The organism is Streptomyces sp. PH9007 (genome assembly GCF_059813725.1).
Genome location: NZ_CM187440.1, coordinates 3,689,738 through 3,715,071 on the forward strand (window position 1 = coordinate 3,689,738; position 25,334 = coordinate 3,715,071).

26 protein-coding genes are annotated in these 25,334 nt (G+C 72.9%); 13 read left to right on the top strand and 13 right to left on the bottom strand.

All coding sequences use genetic code 11. From position 1 onward, the window contains the following. Positions 1-36 precede the first annotated feature (36 nt). Positions 37-648 carry an HAD family hydrolase gene (locus ACTFAP_RS16940; RefSeq protein WP_390125331.1) on the top strand — a complete coding sequence of 204 codons (612 nt, stop codon included), beginning with the start codon at positions 37-39 and terminating at the stop codon, positions 646-648. Here the strand turns inward: ACTFAP_RS16940 and ACTFAP_RS16945 are convergent. Next, entirely contained in the window at positions 630-917 is a 288-nt protein-coding gene (locus ACTFAP_RS16945) for a hypothetical protein (RefSeq protein ID WP_495681349.1), read from the bottom strand. The genes ACTFAP_RS16940 and ACTFAP_RS16945 overlap by 19 nt on opposite strands. 214 nt (positions 918-1,131) lie before the next feature. Between ACTFAP_RS16945 and ACTFAP_RS16950 the strand changes: the two genes are divergently transcribed. Next, on the top strand, positions 1,132-1,515 hold the full coding sequence (locus ACTFAP_RS16950) for a cold-shock protein (RefSeq protein ID WP_030729435.1): 384 nt from the start codon (positions 1,132-1,134) through the stop codon (positions 1,513-1,515). On the opposite strand, the gene ACTFAP_RS16955 is transcribed toward ACTFAP_RS16950, so the two are convergent. The 4 genes from ACTFAP_RS16955 to ACTFAP_RS16970 are packed head-to-tail and all read right to left on the bottom strand — an operon-like array spanning position 1,500 to position 5,164. Continuing rightward, positions 1,500-2,408 carry a 1,4-dihydroxy-6-naphtoate synthase gene (locus ACTFAP_RS16955; RefSeq protein WP_500466745.1) on the bottom strand — a complete coding sequence of 303 codons (909 nt, stop codon included), beginning with the start codon at positions 2,406-2,408 and terminating at the stop codon, positions 1,500-1,502. The genes ACTFAP_RS16950 and ACTFAP_RS16955 overlap by 16 nt on opposite strands. Continuing rightward, on the bottom strand, positions 2,405-3,121 hold the full coding sequence (locus ACTFAP_RS16960) for a futalosine hydrolase (protein WP_500466746.1): 717 nt from the start codon (positions 3,119-3,121) through the stop codon (positions 2,405-2,407). The genes ACTFAP_RS16955 and ACTFAP_RS16960 overlap by 4 nt, the downstream gene beginning before the upstream one ends. A gap of 7 nt (positions 3,122-3,128) precedes the next feature. Then, positions 3,129-3,713 carry a hypothetical protein gene (locus ACTFAP_RS16965; RefSeq protein ID WP_500466747.1) on the bottom strand — a complete coding sequence of 195 codons (585 nt, stop codon included), beginning with the start codon at positions 3,711-3,713 and terminating at the stop codon, positions 3,129-3,131. A gap of 26 nt (positions 3,714-3,739) precedes the next feature. Continuing rightward, positions 3,740-5,164 carry an MFS transporter gene (locus ACTFAP_RS16970; RefSeq protein ID WP_495681353.1) on the bottom strand — a complete coding sequence of 475 codons (1,425 nt, stop codon included), beginning with the start codon at positions 5,162-5,164 and terminating at the stop codon, positions 3,740-3,742. 225 nt (positions 5,165-5,389) lie between these two features. Here ACTFAP_RS16970 and ACTFAP_RS16975 point away from each other — a divergent pair, with 225 nt between their 5' ends. The 3 genes from ACTFAP_RS16975 to ACTFAP_RS16985 all read left to right on the top strand — a co-directional run bounded on the left by ACTFAP_RS16975 (position 5,390) and on the right by ACTFAP_RS16985 (position 10,286). After that, positions 5,390-6,172: a DUF3027 domain-containing protein gene (locus ACTFAP_RS16975; protein ID WP_390125347.1), complete on the top strand. Its 783-nt coding sequence runs from the start codon at positions 5,390-5,392 to the stop codon at positions 6,170-6,172. Between the two features lie 92 nt (positions 6,173-6,264). Beyond that, positions 6,265-9,429: a sacsin N-terminal ATP-binding-like domain-containing protein gene (locus ACTFAP_RS16980; RefSeq protein ID WP_500466748.1), complete on the top strand. Its 3,165-nt coding sequence runs from the start codon at positions 6,265-6,267 to the stop codon at positions 9,427-9,429. Between the two features lie 11 nt (positions 9,430-9,440). Next, a complete protein-coding gene (locus ACTFAP_RS16985; protein ID WP_500466749.1) occupies positions 9,441-10,286 on the top strand; it encodes an endo alpha-1,4 polygalactosaminidase in 846 nt (281 codons plus the stop codon). A 42-nt stretch (positions 10,287-10,328) separates the two neighbouring features. On the opposite strand, the gene ACTFAP_RS16990 is transcribed toward ACTFAP_RS16985, so the two are convergent. Further along, positions 10,329-11,147, bottom strand: a complete 819-nt coding sequence (locus ACTFAP_RS16990; protein ID WP_495681355.1) for a helix-turn-helix domain-containing protein — start codon at positions 11,145-11,147, stop codon at positions 10,329-10,331. 100 nt (positions 11,148-11,247) lie between these two features. Between ACTFAP_RS16990 and ACTFAP_RS16995 the strand changes: the two genes are divergently transcribed. Further along, positions 11,248-12,087 carry a TSUP family transporter gene (locus ACTFAP_RS16995; protein WP_500469483.1) on the top strand — a complete coding sequence of 280 codons (840 nt, stop codon included), beginning with the start codon at positions 11,248-11,250 and terminating at the stop codon, positions 12,085-12,087. A 157-nt stretch (positions 12,088-12,244) separates the two neighbouring features. Here the strand turns inward: ACTFAP_RS16995 and ACTFAP_RS17000 are convergent, their stop codons facing one another. Continuing rightward, positions 12,245-13,186: a zinc-binding dehydrogenase gene (locus ACTFAP_RS17000; protein WP_500466750.1), complete on the bottom strand. Its 942-nt coding sequence runs from the start codon at positions 13,184-13,186 to the stop codon at positions 12,245-12,247. Positions 13,187-13,300: 114 nt separating this feature from the next. Between ACTFAP_RS17000 and ACTFAP_RS17005 the strand changes: the two genes are divergently transcribed. Further along, entirely contained in the window at positions 13,301-13,933 is a 633-nt protein-coding gene (locus ACTFAP_RS17005) for an acyl-CoA-like ligand-binding transcription factor (protein WP_376045836.1), read from the top strand. Positions 13,934-14,013: 80 nt separating this feature from the next. Here ACTFAP_RS17005 and ACTFAP_RS17010 read toward each other — a convergent pair whose 3' ends face one another. The 3 genes from ACTFAP_RS17010 to ACTFAP_RS17020 are packed head-to-tail and all read right to left on the bottom strand — an operon-like array spanning position 14,014 to position 17,159. After that, positions 14,014-16,488, bottom strand: a complete 2,475-nt coding sequence (locus tag ACTFAP_RS17010) for an HAD-IC family P-type ATPase (protein WP_500466751.1) — start codon at positions 16,486-16,488, stop codon at positions 14,014-14,016. A 13-nt stretch (positions 16,489-16,501) separates the two neighbouring features. Further along, positions 16,502-16,816 (bottom strand): DUF2530 domain-containing protein, encoded by a 315-nt coding sequence (locus ACTFAP_RS17015; RefSeq protein WP_495681358.1) that lies wholly within the window; start codon positions 16,814-16,816, stop codon positions 16,502-16,504. Between the two features lie 16 nt (positions 16,817-16,832). Then, positions 16,833-17,159, bottom strand: a complete 327-nt coding sequence (locus ACTFAP_RS17020) for a hypothetical protein (RefSeq protein WP_500466752.1) — start codon at positions 17,157-17,159, stop codon at positions 16,833-16,835. A gap of 150 nt (positions 17,160-17,309) precedes the next feature. On the opposite strand from ACTFAP_RS17020, the gene ACTFAP_RS17025 reads away from it, so the two are divergent. Together ACTFAP_RS17025 and ACTFAP_RS17030 are read left to right on the top strand one after the other, a co-directional pair. Continuing rightward, the gene (locus tag ACTFAP_RS17025; protein WP_200365358.1) at positions 17,310-17,756 is read left to right on the top strand and encodes a MarR family transcriptional regulator; all 447 of its coding nucleotides are present in this window, start codon (positions 17,310-17,312) and stop codon (positions 17,754-17,756) included. A 121-nt stretch (positions 17,757-17,877) separates the two neighbouring features. Further along, positions 17,878-19,218, top strand: a complete 1,341-nt coding sequence (locus ACTFAP_RS17030; protein WP_495681359.1) for an MFS transporter — start codon at positions 17,878-17,880, stop codon at positions 19,216-19,218. Positions 19,219-19,312: 94 nt separating this feature from the next. Here the strand turns inward: ACTFAP_RS17030 and ACTFAP_RS17035 are convergent, their stop codons facing one another. Next, positions 19,313-19,816, bottom strand: coding sequence for a GNAT family N-acetyltransferase (locus ACTFAP_RS17035; protein ID WP_500466753.1), 504 nt, complete (start codon positions 19,814-19,816; stop codon positions 19,313-19,315). 35 nt (positions 19,817-19,851) lie between these two features. Here ACTFAP_RS17035 and thpR point away from each other — a divergent pair, with 35 nt between their 5' ends. Continuing rightward, positions 19,852-20,424 carry an RNA 2',3'-cyclic phosphodiesterase gene (thpR, locus tag ACTFAP_RS17040; RefSeq protein WP_500466754.1) on the top strand — a complete coding sequence of 191 codons (573 nt, stop codon included), beginning with the start codon at positions 19,852-19,854 and terminating at the stop codon, positions 20,422-20,424. A gap of 117 nt (positions 20,425-20,541) precedes the next feature. Here the strand turns inward: thpR and ACTFAP_RS17045 are convergent, their stop codons facing one another. Further along, positions 20,542-21,540, bottom strand: a complete 999-nt coding sequence (locus ACTFAP_RS17045) for an aldo/keto reductase (protein WP_390123118.1) — start codon at positions 21,538-21,540, stop codon at positions 20,542-20,544. Positions 21,541-21,601: 61 nt separating this feature from the next. Between ACTFAP_RS17045 and ACTFAP_RS17050 the strand changes: the two genes are divergently transcribed. After that, positions 21,602-22,675 (top strand): hypothetical protein, encoded by a 1,074-nt coding sequence (locus ACTFAP_RS17050; RefSeq protein ID WP_500466755.1) that lies wholly within the window; start codon positions 21,602-21,604, stop codon positions 22,673-22,675. Here ACTFAP_RS17050 and ACTFAP_RS17055 read toward each other — a convergent pair. Next, complete coding sequence (locus tag ACTFAP_RS17055) at positions 22,650-23,417, bottom strand: TetR/AcrR family transcriptional regulator C-terminal domain-containing protein (protein WP_495681363.1); 768 nt, start codon at positions 23,415-23,417, stop codon at positions 22,650-22,652. The two genes, ACTFAP_RS17050 and ACTFAP_RS17055, sit on opposite strands and share 26 nt — an antisense overlap. Before the next feature lie 85 nt (positions 23,418-23,502). On the opposite strand from ACTFAP_RS17055, the gene ACTFAP_RS17060 reads away from it, so the two are divergent. Continuing rightward, the gene (locus ACTFAP_RS17060; RefSeq protein WP_500466756.1) at positions 23,503-24,498 is read left to right on the top strand and encodes an ATP-binding cassette domain-containing protein; all 996 of its coding nucleotides are present in this window, start codon (positions 23,503-23,505) and stop codon (positions 24,496-24,498) included. Further along, positions 24,495-25,322, top strand: a complete 828-nt coding sequence (locus ACTFAP_RS17065; RefSeq protein ID WP_500466757.1) for an ABC transporter permease — start codon at positions 24,495-24,497, stop codon at positions 25,320-25,322. Before ACTFAP_RS17060 ends, ACTFAP_RS17065 begins: the two co-directional genes overlap by 4 nt. Positions 25,323-25,334 lie beyond the last annotated feature (12 nt).

Consider the following 25,334-nt stretch of genomic DNA (forward strand, 5'->3'; position numbering starts at 1 on the left):
ACGCCGCGCGGCGGCCCGTTCCCGCACACTGGGCGCATGGCACTGACCGTTGGATTCGACCTCGACATGACGCTCATCGACTCGCGGCCCGGGATCCGCGCCACCTACGAGAAGCTGTCGGCCGAGACCGGCGTCGCCATCGACGCGGCGCTCGCCGTCACCCGGCTCGGGCCGCCGCTGGAGGAGGAGCTGGCGCACTGGTTCCCCGCCGGGCGCGTCCCGGAGATGGCCGACCGCTACCGCGCCATGTACCCCGAGTACGCGATCCCCGGCACCCCCGCCATGGCCGGGGCGGCCGAGGCCATCGCCGCTGTGCACGCGCGCGGCGGCCGGGCGATCGTGGTCACCGCCAAGTACCAGCCCAACGCGCAGCTCCACCTGGACCGGCTCGGGCTGCGCCCGGACGCGCTCATCGGCTCGCTGTGGGCCGAGGAGAAGGCGACCGCGCTGCGCGAGCACGGCGCCACGGTGTACGTCGGCGATCACATCGGGGACGTACGGGGCGCCGCCGCCGCCGGGGCGCACTCGGTCGCGGTGGCCACCGGCCCCTACGACGCGGCGGCGCTCACCGAGGCCGGGGCCGGCACCGTACTGCCGGACCTGACGCACTTCCCCGGCTGGCTGGACGGCTACGGCGCGACCGACTGAGCGGTCACCGCCGGTGGAAGGGAGGCCGCAGCCGCCCGGTCCCTGCGGCGCTGCTGGGCCACCGAGCGCAGCAGCCCGCAGGCGGCGACGGCGAATCCCAGGCCCATCAGCATCGACACCGCGTACGCGGCCGTGGGGAAGGGTTCTGTTCCGGCGAAGAGGGGAATGAAGGTGATCAGGGTCGCGACCGCGCCCACGGCGAAGATCACGCCGCCGATCCGTACCAGCAGATCCCCACGATCGAGGGTGTTGTCATTGGAGCCGCTCACCCCTCAAGAGTGAAGTGTGACCCCGCCTTCTGGCAAGAAAAGCCATTCACCTTGATCGTGAAGGGTGGGAGCATGGGATCCGGGACGTGTGTCGGTGGCCTCTTGCCAGGGGCGCTTCGGCGATTAGCCTTGGAACAGCGGGTCCTTGAGGGCCCGCCGCGTTGTGTATTGCTCTTGTGATGGTTCCTGCGGACGAGTGCGAGGACGAGGACACGTGCCTACCGGCAAGGTCAAGTGGTTCAACAGCGAGAAGGGCTTCGGCTTCCTCTCCCGCGACGACGGCGCTGACGTCTTCGTCCATTCCTCCGCCCTGCCCAGTGGCGTCGACAGTCTCAAGCCCGGTCAGCGGGTCGAGTTCGGCGTCGTCGCCGGCCAGCGCGGTGACCAGGCGCTGTCGGTGGTCGTCCTGGACCCGGTGCCCTCGCTCGCCGCGCAGCAGCGCCGCAAGCCCGATGAGCTGGCCTCGATCGTGCAGGACCTGACCACCCTCCTGGAGAACGTCACCCAGCAGCTGGAGCGCGGCCGGTACCCGGACAAGGACAGCGGCCGGAAGATCGCGGGCATGCTGCGCGCGGTCGCCGATCAGCTCGACGTCTGACCCGTCGCCGCCGCTTCCGCCGACGCCGCCGCAGCGGCCTCCGGGGGCAGCAGCAGTTCCCCGGCCACCGGCGGTACCAGGCCCTGACCGGCAGCCCTGGTCAGCAGTTCCCGTACCGCCGCGTGGCCGGCCTCGCCCAGTTCCGCCGTGAAGTCGTTCACGTACAGCCCGATGTGCTGGTCCGCCACGGCCGGGTCCATCTCCTGGGCGTGCGCCAGCACGTACTCCCGGGACGCCGCCGGGTCCGCCCACGCCTGCCGCACCGAGGCGCGGATGGCGTCGCTGATCGCCGTCAGCCGCTCGGTGCCCAGGGACCGCTTGCCGATGATCGCGCCGAGCGGGATCGGGTGTCCGGTGGTGGACTCCCAGAACTCGCCCATGTCGGCCAGCTTGTGCAGCCCGTACCCCTGGTACGTGAACCGCGCCTCGTGGATGACCAGGCCCGCGTCCACCAGCCCGTCGCGGACCGCCGGCATGATCTCGTGGAAGGGCAGCACCCGGATCTCGCCGATGCCGGGCGCCGGCACGCTCGCCGCCGCCCACAGCCGGAAGAGCAGATACGCGGTGGACCGCTCGCTCGGGACGGCCACGGTCTTCCCGGCCAGGGACGTGCCGGGCTCGCGGGTGAGCACCAGCGGACCGCAGCCCCGGCCCAGCGCCCCGCCGCAGGACAGCAGCGCGTACTCCTCCAGCACCCAGGGCAGGACGGCGTAGGAGACCTTCAGCAGCTCGCCCTCGCCGCGCTCGGCCAGGCCGTTGGTGATGTCGATGTCGGCGAAGTCCACGCTCACCGGCGGCGCGCCCGCGACCAGACCGTGCGACCAGGCGTGAAAGACGAAGGTGTCGTTGGGGCAGGGGGAGTGGCGAAGCGTCAGCGTGCCGGTGTCCGTCATGGTGCGGTGCTCCGTTCTGCCGTCCGAGCCCCGAGGCCGTCCTCCAGGGCGGGGACCATCCTGGCAAACGCCTCGGTGAGCGCGGTCAGCGCCTCCCCGATCCGCCAGGCGGCCCGGTCGCGCGGGCCCACGGCGTTCGAGACGGTACGGATCTCCAGCACCGGTACGCCGGCCCGGGCGGCGGCCTCGGCCACCCCGAACCCCTCCATCGCCTCGGCGGCGGCCCCCGGATGGCGCCGGACCAGCTCGGCGGCGCGGGCCGCCGTGCCGGTCGCGGTGGAGACGGTGAGCACCGGGGCGTGCACGGCGCCCAGCGCCGCGGCCACGGCCGGGGCGAGTACGGGATCCGCCGGGTACGCGGCGGTGCCGAAGCCCAGGGTGCCCAGGTCGGTGAAGTCCTCCGGGCCCTCGCCCGGGGTCTGCGCGCCCAGGTCGGCGGCGACGAGCGCGGAGGACACCACGGTGTCGCCGATCCCGGCGTGCGGCGCGATGCCGCCGCCGATGCCGGCCGAGATCACCAGGTCGTACGGGGCGGGGCCGGAGCCGGCGGGGGCGAGCGCGAAGGCCGTCGCGGCGGCGGCCGCGGCCGGACCCGCGCCGGCGGCCAGCACCGCGTACCGCCCGGCGCCCCCACCGGGATCAGCACCACCCACCGCCCGCAGCACCGCGTCCCGCTCGGCGGCCACGGCCGTCACCACCAGGACGCGGCCCACGGCCGGCTCAGTCCTCGCTGTCGGGGCTCAGCTGGGCGTTCCACACGCCCTTGACGCTGTCGTACAGGGCGGCCTGCACCGCTTCCTGCCCCTCGGCCTGGGCGATGGCGGTCAGCTTCTCCAGGCTGAAGTCCTCGGTCACCTCGGCGACCGACACCCGCAGCGTGCCGTCGCCGGACTGCTGCATCGCGTTCTGCGACAGCGACCACAGCAGGTCGCCGGAGAGCGTGCGGTAGGTGCTGGTGTAGCGCTGGTACTCGATCGGCTGGTCGTTGACGAACAGCAGCCAGCCCGAGTCGGCGACCTTCGGGTCCACGCCGATCCGGAACGCGTCGCCGGTGGTGTAGTCGAAGACCGGTACGTCCGTGGCGGCCGTCAGGCACTTCTGGGCCTGCTCCGCGCCCAGCGTCTCGCCGTGGCCGTAGCAGTCGGCGTCCGCCTCGGGGGAGGTGGTGTTCGTGTTGAGCGTGAAGTGCGCGTTGGGCGTCGGCTTCTCACAGGCCGACAGGACGACGAGGCCCAGCGACACGGCGCCGACGGCGGCAGCGGTACGAATGGCCCGTCGGCCCCGGCTCCTGGAGATCGCAGTCATGCGGGCAGATTACCGGGCAGCCCCGGTCACCTCACGCGCGGGTGCGGGGAGCCGCGCCGCGCGGTCGCCAGCAGGCTGCCCATGGTCGGCACCGCCCCGGCCACCACCAGGACCGCCGCGACCGCCATGCCCAGGGTGCCGTTGAGCGGCAGGGCCATCGCGATGGCGCCGCCGATCACCCACGCCATCTGCACCATCGTCTCGGAACGGGCGAACGTGGAGGTACGGACCACTTCCGGGACATCGCGCTGAATGATCGCGTCCAGTGACAACTTGCCCATCGCCTGGCAGATTCCTGCCACGGCGCTCACCGCCGTCACGGTCGCCGCCCCGTACGCCACCACCGCCGCCACCGTCGAGGCCAGCGCCAGCACCATCATCATCATCAGGATCGCCTCGGGCGCCCGGTCCCGCAGCCAGGAGCCCAGCACATTGCCCAGACCGTTGCCCAGCCCGGCCGCCACCCCCACGATGCTCAGCGACACGGCGGGCGACAGACCCGACAGGCCGTGCTCGCGCAGCAGGAACGCCATGAAGAACAGCAGGAAGCCGGTCAGGCAGCGCAGCGAGGAGTTCGCCACCAGCGCCTTCAGCACCGGGGTGTCCATCCCCGCGCCCAGCAGCCGCGTCCCGCGACCGGTCTCCTTCGTGCGCTCCGCCCGCTCGGCGCGCGAGCGGGTCAGCTCCGCCAGGTGCACCTCGCGCTCGCCGCGCGCCAGGTCCACCTTGTGCGGCAGCCGGAAGGACATCACCGCGCCCGCCACCGTGACCACGAACGCCGCGTACAGCGGCCATTTGTCGCCCAGCAGATGCAGCCCCAGACCCACCGGGGCCGCCGCCCCGGCCGAGATCAGCCCGGTCAGCGTGATCCGGGCGTTCGCCTTCACCAGCGAGATCTGGCTGGGCAACAGCCGTGGCACGACGGCGGCCCGCACGATGTTGTACGCCTTGGACGCCACCATCACGCCCAGCGCCGCCGGGTACAGCTCCAGGCTCGCCCCCGAGGCCACGGCGCTGGCGATCACCAGCGCGAGCATCCCGCGCACCAGCAGCGCCCCGGCCATCGCCGCCCGCCGGCCGTGCGGGATCCGGTCGAGCATGGGGCCGATCACGGGGGCCAGCAGGACGAACGGCGCCATGGTGACCGCCAGGTACAGCGCCACCCGGCCCCGGGCCTCGCCGGTGGGGACGGAGAAGAAAATGGTGGAGGCCAGGGACATCGTGATGAGCATGTCGCCCGCCGAGTGCACGGCGTGCAGTTCGATCAGCTTGCCCAGACCGGATTCGCCCGCGCCCTGCGCGTGGGTGGCCTTCCTGACCCGGCGCCCCAGCGCCGTCGGGGGCCTGCGCAGGGCGCGCCCGATGGCCCGGCCGGCTCGGGTGAGACGACCCGGGCCGGATCCGGTCTCGTTCCTGGCATCCGACGCGTCCGAGGTGCGGGCAGCAGCCACGGGCAGCAGCCTACGTCCTGAGCCGTCCCGCGCACCCAGGCTCGCGGCCCACGCGCCCCGGGTGTAACCCGTGCGGTAGCGTGGTCAGACGGTGCGCCTAGTCTCGAACAGTACGACGTCGCAGCGGCCGGACCTCCGTTCCGGGCCCGCTCCGTCAGCTCCGTCCGCCTTCAGGCGCCCGCACCGATCAACGGCGTAGGAGGGTCGATTCTTGTGAGTGCCGGGATGCGAAGCCGTACCCCCGACCGGCTGTGCGCGGAGGCTGTGGAACTGGCCCGCGACGCGGCGGCGGAGGCGGCTCGTCCGCAGCCGCTCGGACCCTATCTGGGGGCGGTCGCGGAAGGCGACCGCCTCGTCACCCATCTCTTCGAGAGCCAGGACCCCGGGTACCGGGGCTGGCGCTGGTCGGTGACGGTGGCCCGCGCCTCGCGGGCGAAGAACGTCACCGTGGACGAGGTCGTGCTGACCCCGGGCCCGTCCTCGCTGCTGGCACCCGAGTGGGTGCCCTGGAGCGAGCGGCTGCGCCCCGGCGACCTGGGGCCCGGCGATCTGCTGCCGTCCGAGGCGGACGACCCGCGCCTGGAGCCCGGGTACGCGCCGGAGCCGGTCGAGGAACTGGAGGAGACCGAGGCGCCGGTGGAGGGCGAGGCGCTGCCGGAACGTGCCAGCATCGCCGCCGTCGCCCGTGAACTGGGCATGGCCCGGCCCCGGGTGATGTCCCGGCTGGGTCTGGGCGAGGCGGCCGAGCGCTGGGAGGAGCACTACGGGCCGCGCACCCCCATGGCGCAGGCGGCTCCCGCGTCCTGTGTGACCTGTGGCTTCCTGGTGCCGGTGGCGGGCTCGCTGCGCCGCTCCTTCGGCGTGTGCGGCAATGAGTTCTCCCCGGCGGACGGCCACGTGGTGGCCCTGTCCTACGGCTGCGGCGCCCACTCGGAGGCCGCCGTGGTCCCCACCCCGCCGCCCGCGCCCCAGCCGGTCATCGACCACATGACGGCCGACCCGCTGTGAACCCGTAACGGGGCCGGTGCCGGGGGCCGTTACGGGGCCGGGTTGCGGCCTCCCGGCCCGGCGTGTCGGTGCGCACGGGTACTGTCGCTCCCGTGACCGTGACCCACGACGACCCGTTCGACACCGGACGGCTGCGGCAGACCGTCCTGAACGCCTGGAGCGCGTCCCCGGCGCGGTTCCGGGAGGACGCCAACGCCGAGGAGGACCTCGCCCGCGGCGGCTACCGCGACCGGGTGGTGGTCGAGCTGGCGCAGAACGCCGCCGACGCCGCCGCCCGTTCCGGCGCTCCGGGGCGGCTGCGGCTCGGCCTGCGCGACGGGGTGCTGGTCGCGGCCAACACCGGCGACCCGCTGGACGCGGCCGGCGTCGCCTCCCTGTCCACACTGCGCGCCTCCGCCAAGCGGGACGGCGAAGCAGCGGGTGAGGGCGGTGGCGCCGCCGCGACCGTGGGCCGGTTCGGGGTCGGCTTCGCCGCCGTCCTGGCGGTGAGCGACGATCCCGCGATCGTCAGCTCCACGGGCGGGGTGCGCTGGTCGCTCGCCGACTCCACCGCGCTCGCCCAGGAGACCGCGGCGGACAACCCGGAGCTGACCGCGGAGCTGGAGCGCCGCGCGGGCGGGCGGCACGCCGTACCGCTGCTGCGGCTGCCGTTCCCGCAGGCCCCGGACGATCCGCTGGCCGTGGTGCCCGAGGGGTACGACACCGCCGTGGTGCTGCCGCTGCGCGACGCCGCCGCCGAGGACCTGGTCACGCGGCTGCTGGACGCCGTGGACGACACGCTGCTGCTGGCGTTGCCGGGGCTGACCGAGGTCATCGTGGAGACGCCCGGCGGCACCCGCAGCCTCACCCACCGCACGTTCGGCCCGTACACCCAGATCACCGAGGAGCCGGGTCCGGCGGGCAGCGCGGTGCGCTCCACCCGCTGGCGGGTGGCCACCGCCGAGGGCGAGGCCGCCCCCGAACTGCTGGCCGACCGGCCGGTCGAGGAGCGCCACCGGCCGCGCTGGGCGGTGACCTGGGCCGTCCCGGTGGACGCCGAGGGCGCCCCGGTGCCGCCCACCAGCCCGCCGGTGCTGCACGCGCCGACCCCCACGGACGAGGCGCTGGGGCTGCCGGCGCTGCTCATCGCCACCTTCCCGCTGGAGCCGACCCGCCGTCATGTGGCGCCGGGGCCGCTGACGGAGCATCTGCTGCACGAGGCGGCCGACCTGTACGCGTCGCTGCTGGCCGACTGGCGTCCGGTGACCGCCGGCATCCTCGACCTCGTCCCCGGGCCGCTGGCCCGCGGTGAGATCGACGGGGCGCTGCGCGCGCTGCTGCTGGAGCGGCTGCCTGGGACCGCGTTCCTGCCGCTGGCCGCGCCGCCGGAAGCGGGCGGGGACGGCACCGAGACGCCCCAGGCGCTCCGCCCCGACCAGGCCGAACTGCTGGAGCGGGCCGGCGCGGAGACCGTCGCCGTGCTCGCCGAGCTGTTCCCGACCCTGCTGCCGGCCGGGCACGAGCGCCGCGCGGAACTGCGCATCCTGGAGGTGATCCGGGTCCCGCTGGGGGAGATGATCGACCGGCTGGCCGGTGTCGAGCGGCCCGCCGCCTGGTGGTGGCGGCTGTACGACTCGCTCTCCGGGGTGGACCCGGAGCTGCTGTCCGGGCTGCCGGTGCCGCTGGCCGACGGGCGGACGACGATCGGGCCGCGCCGGGTCCTGCTGCCGGTGCCCGGCACCGAGGCGGCCGGTCTGGGCCGGCTCGGGCTGAAGATCACGCACCCGGACGCCGCGCATCCGCTGCTGGAGAAGCTCGGCGCCAACCCGGCGACCCCGCGCGCGGTGCTGAGCACCCCGCAGGTGCGCGGCGCGGTGGCCGCCTCCGCCGACTTCGACCTGTGGCACGAGGACGCGCTGCCCGCCACCGAACTGGCCGAGCTGGTGCTGTCGCTGGTGCGCGACGCCGATCTCGCGCCGGGGGACGAGCCGTGGCTGGCCGCGCTCGCGCTGCGCGACGAGGACGGCGAGCTGGCCCCGGCCGGGGAGCTGGTCTACCCGGACAGCCCGTTCCAGCGGCTGATCCGCCCCGGCGAGCTGGCCGCCTGCGACGCCGAGCTGGCGGCCCGCTGGGGCGAGCAGCCGCTGACCGCGGTGGGCGTGCAGGCGACGTTCGCGCTGGTACGGGCCACCGATGTGGTCCTGGACCCCGATGAGCTGGAGCCGCGCGACACCGATTTCCCGGAGCCGGACGACGCGGGGGTGCTCGACGCGGTCGACGTGTGGTGCGAGGACCTGCTGGACGCGCTGCCGCAGACCGATCTGCCGCCGGTGGCGCTGGAAGTGGTGGCGGTCCGCGACCTGGAGCTGATCGACGAGGCGTGCTGGCCGCAGGCGCTGTCGCTGCTGGCGCGGCACCCGTGGCGGGAGGCGCTGACGGCGCCGGTGCAGATCCGGCTGCCGGACGGCACGGTGACCACCGCCCGCCCGTACACCGCCTGGTGGCTGCGCGGCGCCCCGGTGCTGGAGGGCCGCCGCCCGGCGGGTCTGCGAGCCGCCGACGCCGATCCGCTGCTGGCCGGCCTCTACGAGGAGGCCCGGGTGGCGGACGTGGACGAGGAGATCCTGCGCGCGCTCGGGGTGCGGACGACGGCCCGCGCGCTGCTGGCCGAGCCGGGTGGCGCCGCCGAGCTGCTGGCCCGCCTCGCCGACCCGGAGCGTACGGTCACCGCCGCCCGGCTGGTGCGGCTGTACGCGCTGCTGGCGGAGCTGGATCCGGACGAGGTGACGCTGCCCGAGGAGCTGCGGGCGGTGGTGGACGACGTACCACAAGTGGTGCACGCCGCCGACGCGGTGGTGGCGGACGCGCCCGATCTGCTGCCGCTGGCGACCGGCCGGGCCCTGCTTCCGGTCCCGCCGGCCGGGGCGGCGGCGCTGGCGGCGGTGCTCGATGTGCCCGCGTTGAGCGCGGTGCTGCCCGCGGCGCCTCCGGAGGGCGGGGTGGAGCGGGAGGTGCCCGAGGTGGCGCGAACTCTCCTGGGGGCCGGGACACCCCGCACCTATGTCGAACACAATGAACTGATGATCGATGGCACGGAAGTGACTTGGCGCCACCCGGCGGACGGGGCGGACTCACGGGTCCACGCCTCCACCGTCGAGGGTCTGGCGGCCGGTCTCTCCTGGGCCACCGGCCAGTGGCAGCGACGCTTCGAGCTGGCAGCACTGCTCGAAGACCCCACACGTTCCGAGGAACTGGCGACCGCAAGGTGGTTCGACTGATGCGCCGATGGATGTCCCGCAAGCCCCTGACCGTGCTGGCCGCCTCGGCCGCCACGCTGCTGACCCTGAGCGCCTGCTCCGCGGCGAACGCCACCGAGGACCGGGAGAACCGGGCGGGCGAGCCCACGGCCTCCCAGGACACGGCGGCGGAGCAGGAGTTCTGGACCCCGGAGCCGGGCACCGACTGGCAGTGGCAGCTGATCGGCACGGTGGACACCTCGGTGGATGTGCCCGTCTACGACATCGACGGCTTCGACAACTCGGCCGCCGTCGTGGACACGCTGCACAGCGAGGGCCGCAAGGTCATCTGTTACATCAGCGTGGGCTCCTGGGAGGACTGGCGCCCCGACGCCGGCGACTTCCCCGACAGCGTGATCGGCAACCCGCTGGACGAGTGGGAGGGCGAGCAGTGGCTGGACATCCGTCAGCTGGACGTGCTCGGCCCGCTGATGGCCGCCCGCTTCGACATGTGCGCGGACAAGGGCTTCGACGCCATCGAGCCGGACAACATGGACGGCTACATCAACAACCCCGGCTTCCCGCTCACGAAGGAGGACCAGATCGCGTACAACCTGATGATCTCCGAGCTGGCCCATGAGCGGGGCCTGTCGGTCGGCCTGAAGAACGGCGTGGACATGGTCCCCGAGCTGGTCGACGCGTTCGACTTCTCCGTCAACGAGGAGTGCGCGTACTACAAGGAGTGCGGCAAGGTCAGCCCGTTCATCGAGGCGGGCAAGGCGGTCTTCCACGTCGAGTACGAGATGACGACCGAGGAGTTCTGCCCGGTCACCCAGCCGCTGGGCTTCAGCTCCCTTCAGAAGAACTGGGACCTGGACGCCTGGCGCGCCACCTGCTGAGCCGGGCCCGCCGCACCACTCCACCGCTGCCCCGCCGTACGGTCACCCGTGCGGCGGGGCAGCGCCGTTCGGTTCGCCCTTCTGCCCGCCGTACGGCGCCCGCTCCGCCGCGAAGCGGGACGGCGGGACGCCGAAGGTACGGGTGAAGGCCGCCGTGAACGCGGCGGGGGTGGCGTATCCGAGCCGCCCCGCGACCTCGGTGACCGAGGCGGTGGCCAGCAGCGGCACCGCTGTCAGCATCCGCGCGCGGGCCCGCCACACGGCCGGGCTGTCGCCGGTCTCGGCCCGGAACCGGCGGGTGAGGGCCCGCTCGCTCATCGCCGCCCGCGCCGCCCACTCCGCGTTGCTGACGCCGGTGTCAGGAGCGGCCAGGTACGTCCGGCACAGCGCCGCCAGCGCGGCCGAGGCCGGGATCCGCACCTGGAACGGGAGCGGGCGCAGCGCCGCGATCTCGTGCAGCAGCAGCGCGATCACGCACCCGGCCCGCCCCGAGCGGTCGTAGTCGGCGGGGAACCCGGTGGCGGTCAGCAGCAGTTCGCGCAGCAGCGGCGGCACGTCCACCACCCGGCAGGCCGCAGGCCACCAGGGGACGGCGCGCGGCTCGACGTACAGGCTCCCGGTGCTCACCCCGAGCATCCGCACCCGGTGCCGGGTGGCCGCCGGGATCAGGACGGCGCGCTGCGGCGGCACGGTCCAGGTGCCCTCGGCGGTGTCCACGATCATGACCCCGGTGGCGCCGTACAGGAACTGCGCCCGCCGGTGCTCGTGCCAGTCCAGGACGTGCCCGGGCGGATAGTCGGTGCCGATCGGCAGCACGTCCCGGTCCAGGTGGTCGACGTCGGCCAGCGCGATGTTCCTCACCCGGGCCACCCTAGGACCTGGGCGCCGCCGGCCGGGACGCGAAGGAATCATGCCGACCATCGCATGCGGGACGCACCGTCCCCTTGATGGGCTGGTCCGCGTGGACTTCATGGCTCTGCTCGGCATCGGGCTGCTCACCGGCGTGACGACGGCACTGTTCGGATTCGGCGGCGGCTTCGTCGCCGTCCCGGTCGTGGTGTGGGCGGACGCCGCCCTCGGACCGGACGCGATGCGGGTGGCGGTGGCCACCTCCGCCCTGGTGATGGTGGTGAACGCGGGGTTCGCGACCGCCGTCACCCCGCGCCGCACCCTGGCCGCGCTGCGCGGCGGCGGACCGCTGCTGGCGCTGCTGGCGGCCGGGGCGGCGGCCGGCGCGTTCGCCGTGCGGTACGCCCCGGCCGGGCCGGTGCGCTGGGCCTTCCTCGGCTACCTCGCCCTCACCATCGCCGACCTGGCGCTGCGCCCCGGCTTCCTGCGCCCGCACCCCCGTCCCGCTTCCCGTCCCGCTTCCCGTCCCCGCGCCGTGGCGGACACCGCCGCGCCCGCCCGTGGCCCGCTGCCCGCCGTCCTCGGCCTGCCGATCGGCGCCGTGGCGGCCTTCCTCGGCGTGGGCGGCAGCGTCCTGACCGTCCCCGCGATGCGGCGGGCCGGGCACCCGATGCGGCTGGCCACCGTGCTGGCCAACCCGCTCACCCTCGTCATGACGCTGCCGGCCACCGCCGTCTCACTGAGCGGCACCCTCGACAGCGCCGCCGCACAGGCGCACACCCATCTGGTGGGGATCGTCGACCTGCGCGCCGCCGGGGCCCTGCTGCTCGGCGCGCTCCCGGTCATCGCCCTGCTGCGCCGCCGCCCGCCCCGCATCCCCGACCGCGCCCACGCCTGGGCGTACCTGGCCCTGCTGTGCGTGATGACGGCCGCGATGACGTTCGCCGGTTAGGGCCTGTCTGGTGGATCACTGTTTTGACAGATGAAGATGCCGGCGAGGTGGAGTCCCGTCCGGGAGGCCGCCGCCGACCACTGAGCCCGGCCCGCCGGTCCGCTTCACCGCTGCCCCGCCCGTCACACGACGGGCGGGGCGGCGGCGGGTCCGGCGGCTACGCGTCGTACACGGCGACGAGCCGGCCGATGACCTCGCCGCGTTCCAGCCTGCCGATGCCCTCGCCGATCTCGTCGAACCCGATCCGGGTGATGCGCGAGGCGACCTTCCCGGCGGCGATCAGCTCCAGCACCGCCGCGCAGTCCTCCAGGGTGCCGGCCTGGGAGCCGATCAGATGCACCTGGTTGAGGGTGAGGGCCTGGAGGTTGATGCTGCCCTCGGCGACCCCGAGGCCCACCAGAACGACCCGGCCGTCGCGCCGGACCGTGCGGACCGCCTCGTCGGTGGTGGTGCCGAAGCCGGCGAAGTCGACGATCACATCGAGCCCGGCGTCCGCGAACTCGGTGATGCGGGTGCCCACGGCGGTCGCGCCGAGCTCCCGCGCGAAGTCGTGGACCTTCACGTTCTTCTCCGCCACATACACCTCGGCGCCGACCCCGAGCGCGATCTGGGCGCCGAGTGAACCGAGCCCGCCGAGGCCGATCACCCCGACCTTGGAGCCGGGGCCCACCCCGCCCTGCACGATCACCGCGTGATACGAGGTCAGCCCGGCGTCGGTGGCGGCGGCGGCCTGGTCCCAGGCGATGCCCTCCGGCAGCGGGACCACCAGCCGCTCGTGCACCGCGACCTTGCGCTCGAACCCGCCGTTGGAGGAGGTCCCTGGACCCTCGATCGCGGCTGGCACGGCCACCCGGTCCCCGACGGCGAACCTCGTCACCCCGGCTCCGGTGGTCGCGACCACCCCGGCGATCTCATGACCGAGAGTGATCGGGTGGAAGGGCAGCAGTGAGGTGAGGGTGCCATCGAGGAAACCGACATCGCTGTGGCACAGACCGGCCGCCCTTACCTCGATCACGATCTCTCCCGGCTGCGGCTCGGGCTCCGGGATCTCGTGCAGGGCCAGGGGCGCGCCCACCTCCGTGAACTGCCAAGCTTTCATGATCGAATCCTTCCGCACCGCACCGTTGCTGTGCCTGCGACACTGGCGTGTCAGGCGTCTGTGCGATTAACGGTAATCGGTACCGAAAAGAATCAGCCAGAGGGGAGGCACGAGGTGACCGAAGAGACAGCTCCGCGCCGCAGCCGGGGGCGGCCACCCGGCTCCTCGCGCGCGGAGATAGAGCGGGCCGCGATCGGGCTCTTCCTCGCCCATGGATACGCCGGCACCAGCCTCGCGATGATCACCGGGGCCTGCGGCATCAGCAAGACCTCGTTCTTCCGCTACTACCCGTCCAAGGCACAGATCATCTGGTCGGCCTTCGACGAGCACACCCGCGCGCTGCGCGCCCTGCTGGAACGGGCCGACCCCGAGGTGCCGCTGCTGCGCTCGGTACGGCACGCCGTGGTCGAGGCCCTGCGCGGCTCGATCGACGCCGAGGGCCTGTGGATGCGGCGCTTCATCATCCTCGACTCCTCGCCCGAACTGCGCGCCGAGGAGTCCCTGCACTGGGACAGCTGGGCCGACGTCATCGCCGAGCGGATCGCCGACCGCACCGGCACCGGCCCGCACGCCCTGGTCCCGGCGAGCATCGGCGGCGCTCTCCAGGCCGCCTTCCTGGCTACCCTGCGCACCCAGCGGGACGCCCCCGACCCCGCCGCCACCATCCTCCGGGCGCTGGAGGACGATCTGGCCCCGCTCTGCGACGTACTCCAGTCCTGGCTGGACGCCGGCCGGGCTGCGGCTTAGGAGCAGAGCAACGGCCGTGGCCCGCGCCGGCGGGGTGCCGGTGCGGGCCACGGGGGCGAGCTGGTCGTACGGGAGCCGGCTCAGGTCGTCGCGGTCACCGACGGCGGAAGGTCCGGGACCGTTTTCGGGGCGATCCGCGCCGCCACCTCCAGCAGCACACCGGCCGCCACCGCCATGCCCACGGCCGTCAGCGGCATTCGCGTACCGACCAGTTGCAGCTCGAAGAAGTCCTGGGCGAACGGGATGCTGATCGCCAGCAGGAAGCCGGTGCCCATCGTGACGATCAGGCCGACCCGCCACCAGGTGAGCGGCCGGGCGATGATTGTCAGCACCCACAGCGCGATCAGGAACAGCGTCAGCGTCGCCGCCGTGGTCTCCGCCTCACGGGTCGCCGCCGTGGCCCCGTAGTGGGCCCTGGCCAGCAGGTACGTGCCGAAGGTGGCGGCACCGGCCAGCAGACCGAAGGGGACGGCCAGTCTGAGCACCCTGCGCACGAAGTACGGGCGGGCCCGCTCCTTGTTCGGCGCCAGCGCCAGGAAGAACGCCGGGGTGCCGATGGTCAGCGCCGACAGCAGCGTGGAGTGGCGCGGCAGGAACGGGTACGGCACCTGCGCCGCGATCACCGCGAACGCCATGAACACCGAGTAGACCGTCTTCGTCAGGAAGAGGTTCGCGACCCGCTCGATGTTGCCGATGACCCGGCGGCCCTCGGCCACCACGTCCGGCAGGGTCGCGAAGCTGTTGTTCAGCAGCACGATCTGCGCGACCGCGCGGGTGGCCTCCGAGCCCGAGCCCATCGAGACACCGATGTCGGCGTCCTTCAGGGCCAGCACGTCGTTCACGCCGTCGCCCGTCATGGCCACGTTGTGGCCCTTGGACTGGAGCGCGCCGACCATGTCCCGCTTCTGCTGCGGGGAGACCCGGCCGAAGACGGCGCCGCCCTCGACGGCCTCCGCCATCTGTTCCCGCTCCTGCGGCAGCTGCCGGGCGTCCACCGGGGCGTCCGCGCCGGGCAGCCCCAGCTTTCCGGCGACCGCGCCCACCGACACGGCGTTGTCCCCGGAGATGACCTTGGCGTCCACGCCCTGTTCGGCGAAGTACCGCAGGGTGTCGGGGGCCTCGCGGCGCAGCCGCTGCTCCAGGATCACCAGCGCGGCCGGGGTCAGCGACTCCGGCGCCGCCGAGGCCCGGAACGCGTCCAGCTGTCCCTCGGCACGGACCAGCAGCAGCACCCGCAGACCCTGGGTGTTCAGCTCGTCGACGGCGGCCAGCTGCGGGTCGCCTGGGGGCAGCAGGACATCGGGGGCACCCAGCAGCCAGGTGTGGTGCGCGCCGTCCGGCTCGGTCAGCTCCGCGCCGCTGTACTTGCGGGCGGAGGAGAAGGGCAGCGTCTCGCCGTGCCGCCAGCCGTCCCCGGCGCCGTCCGCCGGGTAGGCGTCGATGATCGCGGCGAGCGAGGCGTTCGGGCGCGGGTCGCTGCCGCCGAGCGTGGCGAGCACGCCGCGTACATAGGTCTCGTCCCGGCCGCCGTCCAGCACCCGCAGGTCGGTGACGTCCATGCCGCCCTCGGTGAGGGTGCCGGTCTTGTCCAGGCACACCACATCGACGCGGGCCAGGCCCTCGATGGCGGGCAGTTCCTGCACCAGGCACTGCTTGCGGCCCAGCCGGATCACGCCGATCGCGAAGGCGACGGAGGTGATGAGCACGAGGCCCTCGGGCACCATCACCACGATGCCGGCTACGGTGCGGCGGATCGCCTCGAAGGTGTCGGCCCGCTCCACCAGCAGCTGGCTGATCATCAGGCCGATGGAGGCCGGGATCATCAGCAGGATGCAGAACTTGAGGATCTTGGCGATACCGTTGCGCAGCTCGGAGTTGACCAGCGTGAAGCGGGACGCCTCCTCGGCGAGCTGGGCCGCGTACGCCTCCCGTCCCACCTTGGTGGCGGTGAAGGCGCCGCCGCCGGCCACCACGAAGCTGCCGGACATCACGGTGTCGCCCGGCTGCTTGACCACCGGGTCGGCCTCGCCGGTCAGCAGCGACTCGTCGATCTCCAGGCCGTCCGACTCGGTGACCACACCGTCGACCACGACCTTGTCGCCGGGGCCCAGCTCGATGAGGTCGCCCAGCACGATCTCGGCGTTGGCGACCTCCTTGGCCGCACCGTCGCGCCGGACGGTGGGCCGGGACTCTCCGATGACCGCCAGGCTGTCGAGCGTCTTCTTGGCGCGCAGCTCCTGGATGATGCCGATCAGCGCGTTGAAGAGGACGACGCCGCCGAACAGGCCGTCCTTGAGCGGTCCGACCACCAGGATGACGGCGAACAGCACGCCCATGATGGCGTTGAAGAGTGTGAATACATTGCCGCGGATGATCTCGCCGACGGATCGTGACGCCCGTACCGGTACGTCGTTGACCTCGCCGCGCGCGACCCGCTCGGCGACCTCGGCACTGGTCAGACCGGTGTTCCGGTCCGTGCCTCCTGGCCCCCCGCCCGGCCGGTCGTCCGCGATACGCGTGACGGGAGTACGGCCCCCGCCTGCCCCTTGACTCATGGCTTCCGTCCCTCTAAGGGGCGGGCTGCTCACTGGGCCCGCCATCGGCGGACGGTCCGTGCGCGTCCCGGCCGCTGTTCCGGGCAGCGTACAGGGCGGCTTCGCGCCTCCGTACGATCCACAGACCCAGCAGTCCCAGACCGGTTCCGGCCAGGCAGGTCCACACCCACCACGTGTGATCGTGGTCGCTGAACCAGCTGTAGAAGGGGACCTGGACCACGAAGAGGACGGCCCAGATGATGGTGCCGACCGCGATGGTCGCCACCACATTGCCCTCCAGCGGCTCCGGTGCCACCCGTTTGCCGTCGGTCCAATCGCCCAGCCGCATTCCGTGCCTTCCCGTCCTATCCCGTCCCGTCCCCGAGGTAGCGGGTCTCAGCGTAACCGGGGGCGGCGACACGGCGGGATGAGGTGGTCCCCCCGGGACTGTGTGGTGGACCCTCTCCCGGACCCGGTCCGGTCGGGACTCCCCTGGCGAGCAGGGCGCTGCGTTGTACGGAGGAGTGGAACCGTTCGTCGAAGTCCTCGCGGGCGAGTATCCGCAGCACGTAGTCCTGGAGCGGGAGTCCGCGCCGGGCGGCGTGCGCGGTGAGCTGGGCCAGCAGGGGGTCCGCTATCCGGATGCTGAGGACGGAGGAGGTGGTTCCCGGGACAGGTGTGGGGGATGTCATGGGAAATACGGTCCCGGCCACCCGGCGGTGCGCAAGTGCTTTCCGTACATGGTCACTCGAAAGGGTGGTCTTGAGGGGTGTTCCTGGTGCGCGGCGGCGTGGCATGCGCGTATATTTCGTTAGGCAAGCTAATGAGCTATGGTGGTGTACATGCCCAACGTGACGCCGGCCGCCCGCGCCGACGATGCCGAAGCGGTCAACACCCTGCGCATCGCCGTCCTGCGGCTCTCCCGCCGCCTGCGCCATCTGCGGGTGGACCGCACGCTCAGCCTCGCCGAGATGTCGGCCCTGGGCACCCTGGCCCGCTGCGGGGCGATCACCCCGGGCGAGCTGGCCCGCAAGGAGCACGTCCAGCCGCCGTCCATGACCCGCATCATCGCCCTGCTCGTCGACCGGGGCCTGGTCCGTCTCGAACCGCACCCCGAGGACCGGCGGCAGAAGCTGGTCGCCGCCACCGACGAGGCCGAGGCGGTGCTGGAGGCGAGCCGCAGCCAGCGCAACGCCTGGCTGACGCAGCTCGCCGAGGAACTCGACGAGGAGGAGTGGGCCGCCCTGCGCGAGGCCGCCCCCGTCCTGCACAAGCTCGCGCACCTGTAGCCGGCTCCGCACCGCGTACCGCGTACCGCTGTACGGAGCGACGCACCACCCGCACCACCGCACGACGCGCACGAACCGCACGAACCGCACCACTGGCACCACCGCACAAAGGAGTGTCCTCTTGAGTTCGGGACCCGGAGCAGACTCCGCACCCGCACCGACCGACGATCACCACGACGCCCCCCTCACGACCTTCAGCTCCCTCGCGGTCCGCAATTACCGGATGTTCTTCTTCGGGTCCTCGATATCGAACATCGGTACCTGGATGCAGCGGATCGCCCAGGACTGGCTGGTGCACGAGCTGACCGGTTCCGCCGCCGCGGTGGGTATCACCACCGCCCTGCAATTCCTGCCGATGCTGATGTTCGGCCTCTACGGCGGAGTCCTCGCCGACCGCTTCGACAAGCGGCGGCTCCTGTTCGTCACCCAGTCCTCGCTGGGCCTGACCGGCCTGCTGCTGGGCGCCCTGACCATCACCGGTCACGTGAACGTGTACCACGTGTACGCCCTGGCCTTCGTGGTCGGCGTCGTCACCGTGGTCGACAACCCCACCCGGCAGACCTTCGTGGCCGACATGGTCGGCCCCCGGCTGCTGCCGAACGCGGTCTCCCTGAACTCCGCGAACTTCCACTCCGCCCGCCTCATCGGCCCCGCCGTCGCCGGTGTGCTGATCACCGCCGTGGGCGGTGGCTGGGCGTTCATCGTCAACGGGCTCTCGTTCGCCGCGCCCATCGTCGGCCTGATGATGATGCGCTCCGCCGAACTGAACCCGGCCGTCCGTGCCCCGCGCAGAAAGGGGCAGCTGCGCGAGGGGCTGCGCTACGTCGGCGCCCGCCCGGAACTGCTGTGGCCGATCGTGCTGGTCGGTTTCATCGGCACCTTCGGGTTCAACTTCCCGGTGTGGGCCATCGCCTTCACGGACGGGGTCTTCGACGCCGGGGCGGGCAGCTACGGCCTGCTGAACTCCCTCATGGGGGCCGGCTCGGTGGTCGGCGCACTGCTGGCCGCCCGGCGCGGCAGCCGGCGGATGCGCTTCACCTTCGCCGCCGCGGCGCTGTTCTCCGCGGTGCTGATGCTGTCCTCGGTCGCCCCGTTCTTCTGGGTCTACGCGGCGCTGATGGTGCCGATGGGCCTGGTGGCGATGACCTTCCAGGTGTCCTCGAACGCCGGCATCCAGCTGAACACCGACCCGGAGATGCGGGGCCGGGTGATCAGCCTGTACATGATGGTCTTCCTCGGTGGCACGCCGATCGGGGCGCCGGTGGTCGGCTGGGTCACCGACAGCTTCGGCCCGCGCGTTGGCATGGCCTCGGGCGGGGCGATCTGCCTGCTGGGCACGATGGCGCTCGCCCTGGTGCTCGCGAGGATCGGCGGCCTGCGGCTGCGCATCGACCTGCGGGCCGGGCGTCGGGCGCTGGCGCTGGTGCCCCGCGATCCGCAGCCGGTGGCCACCACGGCCTGACCGGCCCGCGATACCGGCCACCCGGTGGGGCGGTGGCCCGTACGGACCCACTCCGTACGGGCCACCGCCCCACCGTCGTGCGGACCCGGCCCCGTCAGACCCGGCGGGCCAGCAGGGCGCCCGGCCAGTCCCCGTTCGTGGTGAACTTCTCCACCAGGTCGAACCCCTGCGCCCGGTAGTACGCGAGCAGCCGCCCGTCGTCGCCCGCGTAACAGTCGACGCGCAGCAATGAGATCTCCTGCCGCCGGGCCTCGGCCACGGCGTGCTCCAGCAGCGCGGCCCCCACACCCCGCCCCGCGAAGCGCCGGTCGGTCACCAGCAGATGCACGTACACCTCGGGCTCGCCGGCGGGCGCGATGTACGGTCCCGGGCCCGGGGTGAGCGTCATCGTGCCGGCCGGCTCCCCGTCGATCTCGGCGACCCACGGAGTCCCCTCCGCGACGATCTCCCCGACCCGCGCCACCGCCCTGGGCCGCCCCGACCACGGCTCGCTGCCCCACTGCCCCGTCCGTCCGCGGGCCGCCAGCCACTCCACGGCACCGTCCAGCATGCCGAGTATGAGGGGAATATCGTCACTGCCACCCGATCGGATCTTCATGTGGCCCGATCCTAGCCAGGGGGGACAACCGAACCATGAGACTTTTCGCCGCGCTCTTCCCGGACGACGGGGCGGTACGGGAGCTGGAACGGGCGGTGCGCCCGCTGCGCCGCGAGGACGCGCAGGGGGTGCGGGGCGTGCGCTGGACCCCGGTGGCGGGGTGGCATCTCACCCTCGCCTTCTACGGCGAGGTCCCCGACGAACTCGTCCCCGAACTGCGGCAGCGCCTGGCGGCGGTGGCCGCCGGGGCGACGGCGCTCACCCTGCGGCTGGCCGGCGGCGGCCGGTTCGGCGACCGCGCGCTGTGGGCCGGGGTGGACGGGGACACGGAACCCCTGACCGCCCTGGCGACGGCGGCCCGCGACACGGGCACCACCCTGGGCCTGCTGCCCGACGAGCGGCCGGGGTACGTACCGCACCTGACGGTCGCCCTCGCCCGGCGCGGCGCGCGCACCGCGCTGGCCCCGTACGCCGAGCGCCTCGACGCCTTCGCCGGCCGCCCGTGGGCGGCCGGCGAGCTGGTGCTGGTGCGCAGCGAGACCGGTCCGGACGGCTCCCGCTACAGCACCGAGGCGTCCTGGCCGCTGGGCGGCGGCGCCGGCGGCTGAGCTACCTTTGAGCGCGTGAACACCAAGACCCGAACCCGCATCGTCAGCGGCGCGCTCGTGCTCATCCTGGCCGTGGTGGCGCTGTCCGCCCTCTTCGGCTGACCGACCGCGCGCGGCCTACCAGGCGAACGCCTCGGGGGAGGGGCCCGGGCCGGGGAAGATCTCGTCCAGCTTGGCGAGCAGTTCCGGGCTGAGTTCCAGCTCCACCGCCCGCACCGCGGACTCCAGCTGCTCCGCGACCCGCGGCCCGACGATCGGCCCGGTGACGGCGGGCCGGGTCAGCAGCCACGCGAGACCCACCTCGCCCGGCTCCAGGCCGTGCTCGGCCACCAGGTCCTCGTACGCCTGCACCTGCGCGCGCCGTACCGGATCGGCCAGCACCTCGGCCGCCCGGCCGCCGCCGCTGCGGCGCTCACCGCGCTCGTTCTCCTTGCGGATGGCGCCGCCCAGCAGCCCGCCGCTGAGCGGGGACCACGGGATCACGCCGAGCCCGTAGTTCTCGGCGGCCGGGATGACCTCCATCTCGGCGCGCCGCTCGACCAGGTTGTACAGGCACTGCTCGCTCACCAGGCCGAGCGAGCCGCGCCGCGCGGCCGTCTCGTTGGCCTGCGCGATGTGCCAGCCGGCGTGGTTGCTGGAGCCGGCGTACAGGATCTTGCCCTGCTGGACGAGGACGTCGATGGCCTGCCAGATCTCCTCCCACGGGGTGTGCCGGTCCACGTGGTGGAACTGGTAGAGGTCGATGTAGTCGGTGTTCAGCCGCTTGAGGCTGGCCTCGACGGCGCGCCGGATGTTGAGGGCGGACAGCCGGTCCTCGTTCGGCCAGGGGTCGCCCTCGCCCAGGTGCATGGAGCCGTACACCTTGGTGGCCAGCACTGTCTTCTCGCGCCGTCCGCCGCCGAGTCCGAACCAGGAGCCGACGATCTCCTCGGTGCGGCCCTTGTTCTCGCCCCAGCCGTAGACGTTGGCGGTGTCGAAGAAGTTGACGCCGGCGCCCAGGGCGGCGTCCATGACGGCGTGCGAGCCCGCCTCGTCGGTGAACGGGCCGAAGTTCATGGTGCCCAGGACGAGACGGCTGACCTTGAGGCCGGTGCGGCCCAGCTGTGTGTACTTCATGATCGACACTGAACGCCCTGGAGTGCGCTCCAGGCAAGCGTGTTCTGGCAGTCTTGGGCGCATGACGGTCTGGAGTGCGGCTGCCGGAGTGATGAGCGCGGTGCTGCTGGCGGCGGCGCCCGGGGCGCGTCCGGCGGAGTACGAGGCGCCCCAGCGGTTCACCATCGAGGACGAGCGCATCACGGAGTCCAGCGGCCTGGCGGCCTCGACCCGGCACCCGGGCGTGTACTGGACGCACAACGACAGCGGGTACGGCCCGTACCTGTACGCCGTGGACGCGGCCACCGGGCGGACCGTGGCCACCCTCACCCTCCAGGGCGCCGAGATGCGCGACGTGGAGGCGATCCACTTCGGGCCGGACGGGGCGCTGTACGTCGGGGACATCGGGGACAACTTCGACGGCGGCTGGGACGAGGTGTGGATCTACCGGGTGCCCGAACCGGAGGTGCTGGCGGACGCGACGGTCGTGCCGGACGTCTACCGGGTGCGGTACGACGACGGGCCGCGGGACGCCGAGTCGCTCATGGTGCATCCGCAGACCGGGCGGGTCTACATCGCCAGCAAGAAGCGCAAGGAGCCGGGGGCGTTGTACGCCGGGCCCGAGACGCTGTCGACGACGGAGGTCAACACCTTCGAACGGGTCGCGGACATCGACCTGTGGATGACGGACGGGGCGTTCTCACCGGACGGCACCCGGCTGGCGCTGCGCGGGTACTTCACCGCCCGGATGTATGAGTGGACCGAGGAGGGGCTGGGGGACCAGATCAACCGGCAGCTGCTGATCCCGGCGCAGCCGCAGGGCGAGTCGATGACGTTCACGCCGGACGGGCGGTACCTGATGTACGGCTCGGAGGGGGAGCGCAGTGAGGTGGTGCCGGTGGAGCTGAAGGGCGAGCTGCTGCCGGAGAGCCTGCGGGAGGGGGAGCCGGAGGACGAGGGGGCGGACGAGGAGGGGGCGGACTCCGGTGCCGTACCGCCCGCGCAGGGCAATGACCCGGCCGATCCGGAGGCGCAGGGCGGGGACGAGGAGGATTCCGCCGCCTTCACCCGGCTGCTGGTGACCTTCGCGCTGGGGACGGTCCTGGTGGTGGCGTTGCGCAGGCTGCTGTTCAGCCGTCGCCGGCGGGACGGGTGAAGTAGCGGGCGAGGCCGTCGAGGACCCGGTTGAGGCCGAAGGTGAAGATCTCGTCGCCGGTGATGTCGAAGCTGTCCTCGGACAGCGCGAAGACCTCGGGGTAGGCGCCGGAGCGGTGGGCGATCTCCATCAGGGGTGCCTGGGTGTCCCAGAACTCCTGGTCGCTCATGCCGCTCTGCTCGGAGAGCTGCTGGGCCAGGACGTGGGTGCGGGCCAGCCCGGTGACGTAGGCGTCGAGGGTCTGGATGACGGCGACCTTCTCCCGGCCGCTGAGGGGCAGTCCGCGCAGCCCGGTGAGGGAGAACTCGAAGCCCAGCAGGGCGTTGGGGCCCAGCAGCGGGCGTGACTGGTTGACCTGGAGCAGCCAGGGGTGGCGCAGGTAGGTGGCGTAGGAGCCGCGGGCGACCTGTTCGAGGCGTTCGCGCCAGCCGGTGCCGGGGGGCGGCTCCATGGTCTCGCCGGGGTCTGGGCCGTTGACCCGGTCGAGCATCAGGTCCAGGAGTTCTTCCTTGCCCGGGATGTACCGGTACAGGCTCATGGCGCCGACGCCGAGTTCGGCGGCGACCTTGCGCATGGACAGGGCGGCGATGCCGTCACGGTCGGCGAGTTCGATGGCGGCGGTGACGATGGCGTCCAGGCTGAGCCCGGGGCGCGGGCCGCGGTTGGGGGCCTCCCGCCCCTCCCACATCAGACGCAGGCTGCGCGTGATGTCCTCGCTGCCGCCGTTGTGTGCCGTGCTCATGGTGTGGCCCATTTAATCACTGTCCCCCTCTACTGGGTACGGCGTACGCTGTGCTGCGTACACTGTACCCAGTAGAGGGGGGATCATGATCGCCATCCGCGCGGAAGATCTGCGCAAGACCTACGGGAAGCAGGGCAAGACCGCCCTGGACGGCCTGGACCTGGCCGTGCCCAGCGGCACCGTCTGCGGGCTGCTCGGCCCCAACGGCGCCGGCAAGACCACCGCCGTGCGCATCCTCACCACCCTGATCCGCGCCGACGGCGGCCGGGCCGAGGTCGCCGGCATCGACGTACGCCGTGACCCGCGCGCCGTCCGCCGCCGGATCGGCCTCACCGGCCAGCACCCGGCCGTCGACGAGATCCTCACCGCCCGGCAGAACCTGCGGATGTTCGGACGGCTCTTCCACCTCGACGCCCGCCGGGCCGATGCCCGCACCGAGGCGCTGCTGGAGCAGTTCAGCCTCACCGAGGCCGCCGACCGCCCCGCCAAGTCCTTCAGCGGCGGCATGCGCCGCCGCCTCGACCTCGCCGCGAGCATGGTGCTGGCGCCCGAGGTGCTCTTCCTGGACGAGCCCACCACCGGGCTCGATCCGCGCGGCCGGGGCGAGGTGTGGGACGCGGTCCGCCGGCTCACCGCCACCGGCACCACCGTGCTGCTCACCACCCACTACCTGGACGAGGCCGACCAACTCTCGGACCGGATCGTCGTCATGAACCACGGCCGCAAGATCACCGAGGACACCCCGGCCGCCCTCAAGCGCGCCTTCGGAGGAGACCGCCTGGAGGTCGTGGTGGCAGGCCCCACCGACCTGCCCGCCGCGATCAAGGCCGTCGCCCGCGTCGCCACCGACGGCGCGGAGCCCGAACACGACACGGAACGGCTGCGGGTCACCGCCCCCGTCCGCGACGGCGTGCCCGCGCTCACCGAGGTCGCCCGCACCCTCCAGGACCAGGGCATCGCCGTCACCGACATCGGACTGCGCCGCCCCACCCTCGACGAGGTGTACCTGCGGCTGACCGACACCGACACCGACACCAACACCACGCCGAACGCGTCGAACGAGGAGCCGACCCCCGCATGAGCAGCACCGACATCCCCACCCTCGACGGCCCGGAACGCCGTGTGTACTGGGCGGTCCGCGACTGCTGGACCCTCGTCCGCCGCGAACTGACCCACCTGGTGCGGGAGCCCGCCGTCATCGCCTGGCAACTGGGCTTCCCCATCGTCTCGGTGCTGCTGTTCGTGTACGTCTTCGGCAGCGCCATGGACGTCGGCGGCGGCGCCGACTACGTCTCGTACGCCATGCCCGGCATGTTCGCCATGACCATGGCCTTCGGCTTCATGAACACCGCGATGGCGGTGGCCGTCGAGAAGGAACGCGGCGTCATCGACCGGTTCCGCTCGATGCCCATGGCGCCCTCGGCGGTCGTCACCGGGCGCGGCGTCTCCGATGTGCTGCACGCCGGACTGGACCTGGCGATCCTGGCCGGCATCGCGCTGGTCATCGGCTGGCGCTCGGACGGCGGCCTGCCGGCCTCGCTGGCGGCCTTCGGCCTGCTGCTCCTGCTGCGCTTCGCGCTGATCTGGATCGGTGTGCTGCTGGGCCTGCTGGTGCCCAACACCGAGGCGGCGGGCAACCTGTTCGCCGTGGCGTTCCCCTTCGGCATGGTCTCCTCCGTCTTTACCCCGCCCTCGCTGATGCCCGACTGGCTGGGCGCCATCGCGATGTGGAACCCGGTCTCGGCCACCGCCGGGGCCATCCGCGAACTCTTCGGCAACCCGATGCCCACCGGCGGCAGCTGGATCGAGGAGAACGCCCTGCTGATGGCGGTGGTCTGGCCCCTGCTGATCACGGCCGTGGTCCTCCCCCTGGCCATCCGCAAGTACCAGCGCCTGAGCGGCTGACCGTCACCACGG